This is a genomic window from Achromobacter sp. 1011791174, from assembly GCF_059760925.1.
This window is the reverse complement of the sequence record NZ_JCBANH010000062.1, coordinates 1-11073: the sequence shown is the minus strand read 5'-3', so window position 1 is coordinate 11073 and position 11073 is coordinate 1. Positions and strand designations below refer to the sequence as shown.

The 11073-nt window shown below is 68.7% G+C and carries 14 protein-coding genes; 10 read left to right on the top strand and 4 right to left on the bottom strand.

Annotated elements, in window-relative coordinates:
* Positions 1-224: 224 nt before the first annotated feature.
* The gene (locus tag AC6LJ5_RS19955) at positions 225-1784 is read right to left on the bottom strand and encodes a WG repeat-containing protein (RefSeq protein ID WP_498141389.1); all 1560 of its coding nucleotides are present in this window, start codon (positions 1782-1784) and stop codon (positions 225-227) included.
* Positions 1785-2174: 390 nt separating this feature from the next.
* On the opposite strand from AC6LJ5_RS19955, the gene AC6LJ5_RS19950 reads away from it, so the two are divergent.
* Positions 2175-3425 carry an MFS transporter gene (locus AC6LJ5_RS19950; protein ID WP_498141388.1) on the top strand — a complete coding sequence of 417 codons (1251 nt, stop codon included), beginning with the start codon at positions 2175-2177 and terminating at the stop codon, positions 3423-3425.
* A gap of 42 nt (positions 3426-3467) precedes the next feature.
* Here AC6LJ5_RS19950 and AC6LJ5_RS19945 read toward each other — a convergent pair whose 3' ends face one another.
* Positions 3468-3848 carry a cupin domain-containing protein gene (locus AC6LJ5_RS19945; protein WP_103271261.1) on the bottom strand — a complete coding sequence of 127 codons (381 nt, stop codon included), beginning with the start codon at positions 3846-3848 and terminating at the stop codon, positions 3468-3470.
* A 95-nt stretch (positions 3849-3943) separates the two neighbouring features.
* Positions 3944-5014 carry an alpha/beta hydrolase family protein gene (locus AC6LJ5_RS19940; protein WP_498141387.1) on the bottom strand — a complete coding sequence of 357 codons (1071 nt, stop codon included), beginning with the start codon at positions 5012-5014 and terminating at the stop codon, positions 3944-3946.
* A 255-nt stretch (positions 5015-5269) separates the two neighbouring features.
* Here AC6LJ5_RS19940 and AC6LJ5_RS19935 point away from each other — a divergent pair, with 255 nt between their 5' ends.
* Together AC6LJ5_RS19935 and AC6LJ5_RS19930 are read left to right on the top strand one after the other, a co-directional pair.
* On the top strand, positions 5270-5509 hold the full coding sequence (locus tag AC6LJ5_RS19935) for an Arm DNA-binding domain-containing protein (RefSeq protein ID WP_212315762.1): 240 nt from the start codon (positions 5270-5272) through the stop codon (positions 5507-5509).
* Positions 5506-6054 carry an ureidoglycolate lyase gene (locus AC6LJ5_RS19930; protein WP_498141386.1) on the top strand — a complete coding sequence of 183 codons (549 nt, stop codon included), beginning with the start codon at positions 5506-5508 and terminating at the stop codon, positions 6052-6054. The genes AC6LJ5_RS19935 and AC6LJ5_RS19930 overlap by 4 nt, the downstream gene beginning before the upstream one ends.
* A 24-nt stretch (positions 6055-6078) precedes the next feature.
* Here the strand turns inward: AC6LJ5_RS19930 and AC6LJ5_RS19925 are convergent, their stop codons facing one another.
* Complete coding sequence (locus AC6LJ5_RS19925; RefSeq protein ID WP_103271258.1) at positions 6079-6771, bottom strand: XRE family transcriptional regulator; 693 nt, start codon at positions 6769-6771, stop codon at positions 6079-6081.
* A 227-nt stretch (positions 6772-6998) separates the two neighbouring features.
* On the opposite strand from AC6LJ5_RS19925, the gene AC6LJ5_RS19920 reads away from it, so the two are divergent.
* The 7 genes from AC6LJ5_RS19920 to AC6LJ5_RS19890 all read left to right on the top strand — a co-directional run.
* Positions 6999-7583, top strand: a complete 585-nt coding sequence (locus AC6LJ5_RS19920; RefSeq protein WP_498141385.1) for a hypothetical protein — start codon at positions 6999-7001, stop codon at positions 7581-7583.
* A gap of 308 nt (positions 7584-7891) precedes the next feature.
* Positions 7892-8359 carry a phage tail tube protein gene (locus AC6LJ5_RS19915; RefSeq protein ID WP_103271255.1) on the top strand — a complete coding sequence of 156 codons (468 nt, stop codon included), beginning with the start codon at positions 7892-7894 and terminating at the stop codon, positions 8357-8359.
* Between the two features lie 5 nt (positions 8360-8364).
* Complete coding sequence (locus AC6LJ5_RS19910) at positions 8365-8841, top strand: phage tail assembly chaperone (RefSeq protein WP_103271254.1); 477 nt, start codon at positions 8365-8367, stop codon at positions 8839-8841.
* Complete coding sequence (locus AC6LJ5_RS19905; RefSeq protein WP_103271253.1) at positions 8841-9131, top strand: phage tail assembly protein T; 291 nt, start codon at positions 8841-8843, stop codon at positions 9129-9131. Before AC6LJ5_RS19910 ends, AC6LJ5_RS19905 begins: the two co-directional genes overlap by 1 nt.
* Positions 9132-9189: 58 nt before the next feature.
* Positions 9190-10458, top strand: a complete 1269-nt coding sequence (locus AC6LJ5_RS19900) for a phage tail tape measure protein (protein WP_498141384.1) — start codon at positions 9190-9192, stop codon at positions 10456-10458.
* 2 nt (positions 10459-10460) lie between these two features.
* Positions 10461-10799 (top strand): phage tail protein, encoded by a 339-nt coding sequence (locus AC6LJ5_RS19895; protein ID WP_498141383.1) that lies wholly within the window; start codon positions 10461-10463, stop codon positions 10797-10799.
* 62 nt (positions 10800-10861) lie between these two features.
* A partial coding sequence (locus AC6LJ5_RS19890; protein WP_498141382.1) for a phage minor tail protein L occupies positions 10862-11073 on the top strand: 212 nt, incomplete at its 3' end.

The window sequence follows — 11073 nt, the reverse complement described above, 5'->3', positions numbered from 1 at the left end:
CACGATCTTGCCGTCGGCGGTGAGGATGCCGTTGGGCTGCTCGTAGTCGCTCGGCGATAGCGTCGCCAGCGGCAACAGCGCGGCCTCGCGCGCCGACAGCCGCTTGTCCGGCTGCACCGGCGTCACGCTGTAATCGCGCAGGCGGGCCGCCTGCGTGTGGCTCAGCAGCGGCTGGCCGTCGGCTGCGTAGATCTGGATCAGGGTCTCCGGGCGGTTGGCCGAGCCTATGGCTGCATCGGCCGCTGCCGCGGCTGCGTCGGCCGCCGCTTCCGCGACAGCTGCTTCCGCGACGGCGGCATCCACGGCCTGGCCTGCTTCCTGCGCCGCGTCCACCGCCACGGGCGCGGCATCGGCGGCTTGCGCCTCGACCGGCATGGCGGTCGGCCCTGGCGCGGGCATGTTCGCGGCGGGCTTGGGCATGATGACCATGGGCGGCGGCGGATCCGCGACGGCGGGAGGATCGGGCAGCCGATAGACCGGAGGGGGCGTCGGAGGCGCGGGGTCCGGCTCGGGCGCGGGGCGGGCCGCCGACGCGGCGCAGGCCCGCCCGGCTCGGCATTCCTGTCGTTGCGCTTGCGCGCCGTGCGCGGGGACGGCGGCTCGGCGAGCGAGGTGTTGGCGGCGGCCTGCGAGGCGTCGATGGCGGCGTGGGTGGCGTCAACCGCCTCGTCCGTCGCCCCTTCGGTCGCCGCATCGGTGGCGCCGTCCGAGGTCCGGGCATAGACCCAGGCGCGACCATTCTGGATGTCCACGCGGCCTTGCGGCAGGGACAGGATGCTGAGCCGGCCGACGGGATCGACCAGCAGGATCGCTTCGTCGTCGCGCAGCACCGTCCAGCCTTCGCGCTTTTCCGGCCAGGCATAGTCCTGCCTGAAGCTGCGCATCGGCCGGAGGTCGGCGTCCAGCAGTATCGCCGGAGCGTTGTGTTCCCGCTTGACCAGCCATGCGCCCGGCGCAAGCAGCGCGACGCGATCGCCATAGCGTTGCTTCGACAGCGGTCGGCCCTGCGGGTCCACGAACTGCCAGCGCCCGTCGCGGCGCACGGCGATGACGTTGCCGTCGCGCAGCGGCGCCTCTTCGGAGCGCAGCGTTTCCGGCGGCACGGCCCAGCGGCCATTGGCGCTCAGCAGTCCCCACCAGCCGTTGTAGCGCGAGGCGCGCCGTTGCGCGGGGATCTGGCCCTGCGTCGGCTCGCCCAGCGCCATGACGTCGTCCGGCAGCGTCAGCGCGCGGCCCGTGGCGACGTTGAACAGGCGCGGCGGCTGCGGCACCTCGATCTCGGCCAGCGTCTGTCCGGGCCGGAAGCCCCAGCTGCGCGCGCCCAGCGGCAGCGTCTTGACTGTCTGGCCCTGGCGGTCGATGAGCACGTCGCGCTCGTCGATCCGGACCAGCGCCGTGCCTTGCGCGTTGAAGCCGGTTGCTTCCGCGTAGGCCGGGCGGATGGCCCAGGCGCCCTTGGCGTCGATATAGCCCCACAGGTCGTCCTGGCGCACCGCGGCCAGCCCGTTCTGGAACGGCGTGGCCTCCTGGAACGCGGGCGCGATGGCCATGCGGCCTTGCTTGTCGATATAGCCCCAGCGGCCGGCCTCATCTTCCTCGCTGCCGGTCATGACGGCGGCCAGTCCTTCGTGGAAGGGCTGCGCGCAGGGCGTGTAGGGATTGATCTCGTAGGTGCCGCGCTGGCATTCGCGCTGCCAGTCGGACATGGCGTGGGCGGGGCCGGCACCCAGGGCGGCCAGCGCGGCGGCCAGCGCCAGCGGACGGAAGAACGGCGCGCGCGTCATGCCGCCTCGCGCGCGGGGAAGGGTGCGCGCGTGCGCGCCGTCTGGATGTTGCCTGGCCGGACCTGCCGCATGGTATGTCTGCCGGAATAGTTGGGAAGGGGGCACTGTAACCAAGCATGGCCGGCATCGCTGCGATAAATGTAACTATAGAAAACGATCCGTTAACAAGACGCCGGCATGGGCGCCGCGCGTCGCGGCGAGTCGCCCGCGTCAGCCCGCTCTGCGCAGTTCGCCTCGGGTGCGCGGCACGGCGCGCCGGCCGTCATCGCCTGGCATGCGCCGCGCGCATGCGGAACGTGAAAAATAATCGGTTGAGCACGCGCCCGCGCGAGGCTGTAATGCCATCATGCCCGCCAGCATGGGGGCCGACGCCACACGCCGGAGTCCGCCATGCCCCTTGCCGCCTCTTCCTCGCCGCCGCGCGTCACGCCCGCCCTGCTGTGGGCCATGGTGCTGGCCGGCGGCGTCATCATGGGCCTGGCCCTGGGCGTGCGCCATGTGCAGGGGCTGTTCCTGCTGCCGGTCAGCATGGACCGGGGCTGGTCGCGCGAGACCTTCGCCATGGCCATGGCGCTGCAGAACCTGACCTGGGGCGTCGCCCAGCCTTTCACCGGCATGATCGCCGACCGCCATGGTTCGGCCAAGGTCATCGCCGCCGGGCTGGTTTTCTATGTGCTGGGCCTGGTCGGCATGACGCTCGCGGCCACGCCGGCGATGTTCGTGCTGTCGGCGGGGATCTGCGTCGGCATTGCCCTGTCCGGCACCGCCTTCGCCGTCATCTACGGCGCGCTGAGCCGGCTGGTCGCGCCCGAGCGGCGCAGCTGGGCATTGGCCGTGGCCGGCGCGGTCGGCGGACTGGGGCAGTTCACGCTGGTGCCGGCGGCGCAGTGGCTGATCAGCGGCGCGGGCTGGACGCGGGCGTTGTCGCTGTTCGCCGTGGCGCTGGCGGTGGCCCTGCCGCTGGCGCTGATCCTGCGGGAAGCGCGGCGCCCCGCGTCCGGCGTCGGCCCGTCGGAGCGCGACCAGCCGTTGGGGCAGGCGATCCGCGAAGCCTTCGCGCAGCGCGGCTTCTGGCTGCTGAACCTGGGTTTCCTGGCCTGCGGCTTCCAGCTGGCCTTCATCGGCACGCACTTGCCCGCCTATCTGGCCGACCGTGGCCTGCGCGCGGCCGATGGCGTGGCGGCGCTGGCCATCATCGCGCTGGCCAATATCGCCGGCACCTATGTCTGCGGCATCCTGGGCGCGCGGTATCGCCGCAAGCACCTGTTGGCCTACATCTACCTGATCCGCGCCGGCGCGATGGCGCTGTTCTTCCTGCTGCCGCTGTCGGTGTGGTCGGTCTACGCCTTCTCGGCCGTCATGGGCTTCATCTGGCTGGGCACGGTGCCGCTGACCAATGGCCTGATCTCGCAGGTGTTCGGCGTGCGCTACATCGCCACGCTGTTCGGCTTCGTGTTCTTCGGCCACCAGCTGGGCTCGTTCCTGGGCGTGTGGCTGGGCGGGCTGGTGTACGAGGCCACGCACTCCTACGACCTGATCTGGCTGGGCGCGATCGCGCTGGGGCTGCTGGCAGCCATGCTGCATTGGCCCATCGACGACCGCGAACTGCCGCGCCCGCGCATGGCGCCGGCACGGGCCTGAAGGCCGGCCCCGGCGCCCGCGCGCGGGAACGGCGCCGGGGCGCTACAGCGGCCGATGCTGCGTGCCCGCGCCCATCGTGATGTGCAGCATGCGACAGGGGGCGGCCGCCTTGGCCGTGTGCCAGACGCCCCTGGGCACGACATAGGCCTGGTCGGCGCGCAGGATCACGGACTGGATGCCGGTGGGCCATTCCAGCTGCAACTCGGTTTCACCGGCGATCACGCGCAGCAGCTCGTCGGCCTCGGGGTGCATTTCCCACTGTTTCCAGTCCGAGGCGAATTCATATTCCGACACCAGCCAGCCTCGGCCGTAGGCGTCGAGCTGGTCCGGCGACTGCGACCAGAAGGCATTGCCGCCCTGTGTCGTGATGGAGGCGCCGTCGGGGTTGAGCAGCACGTAGTGCTTCGTGAGATCGGTGGCCATGGCATGCGCTCCTGCGCGGGGTGAGGTTGCGGCCATGGTACGGCCATTCCATGTCAGCGGAAAAGCGGTTGGAGCGGCGACAGGGAGGCCCGTCTTCAATGGCCGGCGGCGGCCTGCCTGATCCAGTCGGCGATGTCGCGCACGGCAGGCTGCACGTAGGCTTCGCGGCCCAGCAGCATGAAGCGCAGCTTTTTCCAGAGCGTCCAGTCGCTGGCGATCTGGTCGTTGAATTGCGGCGCGCGCAGCAGCACGTGGCCGGCGTCGGGCACCAGCATGACGCGCTTGTCCGGTGCGTCGGCGAACAGCAGGCGATAGCGCGCGGCGTTCACGGCTGCATCGACGTTCGGGTCCATCTCGCCCCACACGGCCAGCACCGGGCCGCGCATTTTCGGGATCCAGCCGGACGCATCCGACAGATAGTTGCGTTGCACGTAGCGGGCGCGCGCCGGAGTCATGTCGGGCCGCGCCGCCAGCACATCCGCCAGCGGACGTGGTTCGCCGAACAGCGCGTCGTTGCTGGTCCGTTCGGCCGCCAGGCGGCGTTCGATCTCGTCGGCCGCCACGCCCTGGGCCTGCAGCCGCTTGCGCGTGTAGTAGGCGCCCTGGTCACGCCAGTTCACCGCGCCGCCGATGATGACGGTGAAGGCGGGTTGCGCGCGGCTGGCGACGATGGGCAGCACCCAGCCCGCTTGCGAGTAGCCCAGGAAGCCGACCTTGGCGGCATCCACGCCGGGTTCGGAGCGCACGCGCAGGTAGGCGGCCATGGCCTCGGCGGCGCGGTCCTGCATGGATTGGTCCAGCCAGTTGCCGGCGCTGCGGCCCACGCCGGGCTTGTCCCAGGTGAACACGCCGATGCCCTGGTCCAGCAGTTGGTTGATGAAGGGCAGGTAGCCGTCGTCCGCGTAGCGGTCCTGCGGGCCGTCGCCGTGCACGAACAGGGCCACCGGCGGCGCGGCCACGTCGCGCGGCAGGATCAGCGTGCCGGACAGACGGTCCGACCCTGCATGGAAAGTGAGCGTGCGCGTCGTCGCCGATTCCAGCGAGAAGTCGCGCAGGCCGCTGAAGCACAGCAGCGCGGCGATCGCGGCGCTCAGGGCGAGTACGGCGGCGATGACGATCCGCGCGCGCCGGCGCAGCGGAAACAAGGTCGACGGAAAGGTGGGCAAGACGGGCCTGTCGTGGTCGGTATGCGCGGTTTTATTATTAGATTGCTTAGTCTAATTATTATTCATGGCGCCCGGGGACCTGTCAAATCGCGCACCGGCGGGCGCGGCGCGGATACCGGGGGCGATGCGCCATGGTGGTCGCTGCAGGGTTACAGTAGGGGCCTCGCGGACGGGCCTTCCCCGCGCCGCCATCATGAACAGCCATGGCCGCCGCGTCGCCTGACGCGGCGATGCCGTGGCGCACGGGGGAACAGCATGAATCGCGGATTCGAAGGCGTCAGGCCGGCGTCCGAATCATCCATCGAGATCAGTTTCGAGTTCGAAGGCCGGCGCTGCGTCGAGCGCATCCGCGCCAAGCCCACCGCCGCCAACCTGAAGCGCGCCGCCGAGCGCAGGAGCGCCATCCAGGCAGCCATCGCGCGCGGCGATTTCGATTACGACACCGAATTTCCCAAGCGCGGCGCTGCCGGCAAGCCCACTCAAGATCCAGCATGACCAGCGATACCTCCATACCCCTGCAGGACCTGACGCCCGACACTTTCCGCGCCTATGGCTGGATGCTGGGCAAGCCCATGCCGGACGGCAACGGCGTGCCGCTATTCACGAATGCCGCCACGGATTTCTGGCAGGAACATGTGTTCAACACGGGCGGCGGCGGCGATGCCGAACTCTTGTGGGTCAACTATCGCAGCCGCGACGCCGACATCGCCAGCCTGGAAAAGCATCTGCTGACCCAGCAGGCCATCGTGCCGCTGACTGGCACGGTGGTGCAGGTGGTGGCGCAGAGCGCGCAGGACGGCAGCCCGGACCTGGCCACGCTGGCGGCCTTTCGCGTGCCGCAGGGGCAGGGCGTCTGCATGCGCGCCGGCTGCTGGCACGCGACGCGCGTGGCCGGCGATGAAGTGGCCTGTCTGATGCTCACGCGTCGCTCGACCACGCTGGACCTGATCCAGCACCTGAGCACGGACGCATCGATCACGGAAAGCGCCATCGCGGCGATTCCGGCGCATCGCCTGGCCGGCCTGGAACGCCTGGACTGAGCCGCGCCCGGCGAGGCGGCGGCCCTAGAAGTCGTCGCTGCGCCAGACCTTCAGCACGCGGCCGAAGATCTGCAGGTCCATGCCTTCGGTAATGTCCCAGGCGTCGTACTTGGGGTTTTCCGATTTCGCGCGGATCAGCAGGCCGCGCGCGCTGGGTATGCGCTGCAGGCGCTTGATGAACCCCTCGTTGCCGACGCGGAAGAAGAACACGCCGTCGATGTCGGCCTTTTCCACGCCCAGGTCCACCAGCAGCGGATCGCCCGGATTGAACATGGGGCGCATGCTGTCGCCGAAACCCGTCACCACGCAGAGCTTGTTGGCCGCCGTGTAGTGGCGCACGTTCCTGTGCAGCCATTCCTGGCTGACGCGCAGACTCTGGATCACGCCCGGCTGGTCGCGCAGTTCCACGCCCGCGCCCATGGCGCCGCCGGTGTCGAAGCGCGGGATGCGCAGGTCATCGTCATCCGTGGACGGCTGATGCGGCGAGTCCAGCACCAGCGAGCCGGACCCCGAACCGGCGTCGGCCGATTCGTCCAGCAATTGCTCCAGCGTCAGGCCCAGCCCGGCGGCCAGCCGTGATGCGTACTTCGAGCGTTCGCTGTCGCGGCCTTCGAGCGCGGCGATGGTGCCGACGCCCACGCCGGTGCGGGCTTCGAGTTGTTCGAGGGTGAGGCCGAGCGCGCTGCGGTAGCGCCTGATTTGTTTTCCGAGTGCCATGGGGTGGGACGCTAACAGTTGTGGAAAATTGTGCAACAACAAGTGTTGAAATCAAGATTATACATTTGTAGAATTGCCATATGAACCACACGAAATATGTACGTCTTTCAGATGGAAGCATCGGTAGCGTATTGCTACTGAAACCCGGCTGTCCGCCGCTGGGCGCGTTGGCGCGTGCCCGTGCCGGCGCGGCGCCGGCAAGACTGGCGGCGGAGCCGGGCAAGGCAATGGATCACATGGACAAGGAGCGGCAGATGGAACAGGCAAGGCAGGCGGTATTACGGGTGTCGCAGGGCTGGGTCGCGCCGGCGCGGCGCGAGGCGGCGGTCACGCCCAAGGCGGCGGCGCCGCGCGCGGTCATCAGGCTGGCGCCGCGCACGGCGCCCACGGAAGCCGATCAGGCCGAAGCCCTGATCATGGACTGGTATCACTGGACCCGCGGCTATCGCCCCAAGCTGGGCGTGGGCCGCATCGCCGCCTTCGCGCGCGGCATGGTGCCGGACGATGCCTATGTCGACAGCGAAGACGTGGATGCGCGTTTGAACGCCGCGCGTTGCCAGCAGGTGGACTTGTGCATCGACGAGCTGCCCTGGCAGCAGCGCGCCGCCATCGGCGTGCATGCCGGCAACAAGGCCGCCGGCGCGGCCGTGTTCCGCAATCCGCGCCTGTCGCCGCAAGCGCAGCATGCCGCCTACCTGGACGCGCGCGCCGCCTTGTTGCCGGCGCTGCGCCGGCGCGCGCTGCTGGCCGCTGGCCAGGTGCGACACGCCGATCGCCAAAGCGCTTGTGAGGGTCGGGCGGCCGCTGCATAATGATTTCCGTCGGGGCAAGTTGCGCCCGGCCAAAACAGAACCCGCGGAACTGCACCGACTAGCAGGCCGCGGGTTTTTTGTTGCCGGCCGATCGCGGCATTCCGACAGGTTTTCGAAGAGGCTCCCGGGCGCATGCCCAGGAGCCTCTTTTTCTTCGCAGGACCATTCCGTCCGCGGCGCACGCGACTTGCGTGACGCAAGCGCATCGCCATGCGCGCGGCCCGGTGGTCCTTCTTTCATGGATGCGCGGCAGGGGCCGCAATTCCGTTTCGCCCGCCATTTCCGGCGGGTTTTTTTTGGAGTCAGCAATGGCTGGTACTACCGTTTCGCAATTCGTTCAGACCCAGGGCACGCAGCTGGAAGTGTCCACCACGAGCACCAACGACCTGGCCGCCACCGGCCTGACCTACGCCGACCTGGCCATCACCATCAAGGACCCGAACTTCCAGGGCGGCCAGACCACCGAGATCGACGTCACCGTGCTCAAGTCCGCCGCCAAGGAATACGCGCTGGGCCTGGACGACAGCGGCACCTTCAGCATGGCCGGCAACTGGAAGGCCGGCGACGCCGCCCAGAAGGTGCTGGTCGCGGCCCGCAGCGACAAGAAGAGCCGCGCCTTCCGCGTGACCTTCGCCGATGGCTCGAAGTTCGAGTTCCTGGGCCTGGTCACGCAATACCAGTGGCAAGGCCAGCTGGACAACGTCGTGTCCGCCACGTTCAACGTGCGCGTCACCGGCGCCGTCAAGATGACCGACGCCCCGGCCAACGGAGGCTGAGCGCCATGACGGACACGTCCATCAAGGCCCGCGCCAAGGCGCCAGCCAGCCTGCGCGACCGGGTCACCGATCCGCTGGCGGGCTTTCGCTCGGAAGCGCTGAACGTTCCCGAGTGGGACGGCGCCAGCGTCATCGTGCGCGCGCCCAGTCCCAGCGATCACCTGTTCCACATCCGCGCCATCTGGGCCGCCGCGGGCGTCACGCCCGGCGAGGCCGATGACAGCGTGCGCGCCAAGCTGGACGCGCCGGGTGTGGACTACACCCGCGCCTCGGCCAGCCTGCTGGTGCGCACGCTGTACGAGCAGACCGAAGCCGGCCCGCGCCGCGTCTTCGGCGACGCCGACGTGGACGCCGTGGCCGCGGCTTTCGGCCCGGCGCACCTGATGCTGGCGGCCAAGGCGATCGAGCTGGGCAACCTCGGGGAGGGAGCCGACGCGCACGCAAAAAAGCCTTCCAGGAAACGCCAGACCTCCGTTTCCTGATGATCCTGGCCCTTCGGCTGGGCCGCACCCTGGGCGAGTTGATGGATGCCATCGACACCCATGAGCTGTCCCTGTGGCGGGAGTTCAACCGCCAGTCGCCGCTGGGCGACGAGCGCGCCGACCTGCTGGCCGCCAGCCTTGCCGCCGTGGTGGCGCAGGCGGCGGGCGCCAAGGTCCGCGTCACGGACATGCTGGTGCGCTGGGACGCCGACGATGCGCAGCCGTCCGCCGAGGCGGGTGCCGACGCATTGAAGGCGTTCCTGCTGTCGAAGGTCAACAAGGGGTCTTGATGACGTGTCCGGCCCGCCGCGTGCGGGCCGGGGGCGGCACGATGATGTGTGGAAAATCATGACGAACAACTCAAGCAGCGTCGCCGAGCAACAGGCCTTGGACAATGCTGTGAAGCAGACGACCGCCAGCCTGAAGGCGCAGACGCTCGAAATGCAGAAGGCCGCGCTGGCCATGCGCGACTACAACAAGGCGGCGGGTCTGGCGGGCACGACGGGCAAGGCGGAAGCCGTCTCGCTGAAAGCCTCCAACGCCGAACGCGGCAAGTCCGTGCAATTGCTGGGCAAGGAAACGCAGGCGCGGCAGTCGTCGCTGGCGGATCAGGCCATTGCCGACATGGACCGCGCCCTGGCGCTGTCGGGCAAGACCTCCGCGGCGGACAAGATGCAGTACGAAATCTCGCGCGGCAAGTTCGCGGGTGAGGATGGCGATAGCAAAGAAGAACTGATGTACCTGGCCAGGCAACAGGACTGGCGCGACGAGCAAAGCGCCCGCCGGGCCTACATCAACAGTGTCACGGAAAAGAATCCAGAGCGCGACGAGGATAACGCCAGGAAACTCGACTGGGCCAGGGAAGAGTACGCCAAGGGCAACCTTACCGACACGCAGATCTACAAACAGGAACGCGAACTCGGTCCGAAGAAAACCGACCTGATGTCCAAGGTGGTTGACGGCCTGACCGACTCGGCGCGCGAGGGCGCGGGCAAGATCCAGGACATCCTGGGCACCCGCATGTATGACTTCGTTTCCGACAAGTTCGACAAGATGGGGCTGTCGTTCTTGAACTCGGTGGCGAAGATGGTCACGTCGGCCGCGTCGGCCAAGCTCATGGACCTGATGTTCGGCGACTTCGCCAAGGGTGGCCCGTTGGGCGGCATATTTGGCGATGTCGGCGGATTCCTGGGGGAAATCGGCAGCTCCGTGATGGGCTTCTTCGGGTTCTCTTCCAAGAGCGCCAAGGGCAACGTCTTCACCAACGGCATCGTCAACCGCGCCGTCGCCTTCCCCATGGGCCTGATGGGCGAGGCCGGTCCCGAAGCCATCATGCCGCTGCAACGCGGCGCCGACGGCTCGCTGGGCATCCGCGCCTCTTTCGCCGGACTGCCACAAGACAGTGGCGCCGGCACCGGCGCGGGCGGCGTGGCCGTGAACGTCTACGTACAGGACGGCAACGTCAGCGCCAGTTCCGATTCCGGCGAACCGGGCTGGAAGCAGTTCGGCCAGCAGATCGGCGAGTACGTCACGCAGCTGGTGGACCGGCGCATGTCGCAATCCTACCGCCAGGGCGGCCTCGCCTGGCAGGCCAGCAACAACCGTTTGGGAGCCTGAGCATGGCATTCGAAGTCTTCAACTGGTCGCCCCGGCCCAACCCCGTCGGCGCCTTCAAGGACCGCACGCTGCGCGTGCAGTTCGGCGACGGCTACGAGCAGGAAGCCGCCGACGGCATCCATACCGTCACGCAGTCCTGGCCGTTGCAATTCGTGGGCAACGAAGTCTACGTGCGTCCCATCCTGGATTTCGTGCGCCGGCATGCCGGCGGCAAGTCCTTCCTGTGGACGCCGCCGCTGGGCGAGGAGGGCCGCTACAAGGCGCGCTCGCTGTCGGTGCAGCCCATGGGCGCGGACATGTACACCATCGCGGTCACGTTCGAAGAGTCCGTGGTCCCCTGAAGCGCGCGCCGGCGGACCCGGCCGGGCGCGCAATTTCCGCGACGCGGATGGAGTTTGAGCAAATGGGCATCAACGCAGACATACAAAAACTTGAGCCGGGCGCGCTGGTCGAGCTGTTCGAGCTGGACGCCAGCGGCATCGGCGGCGAGGTCCTGCGGTTCCACGGCTATATGCAGGTCGGACCGATCTTCTGGCAGGGCCAGCGCTACGAGCCCTGGGCCATCCAGGCCGAGGGCTTCGAGCAGGTGGGCGAAGGGCAGCAGCCCTCGCCCCC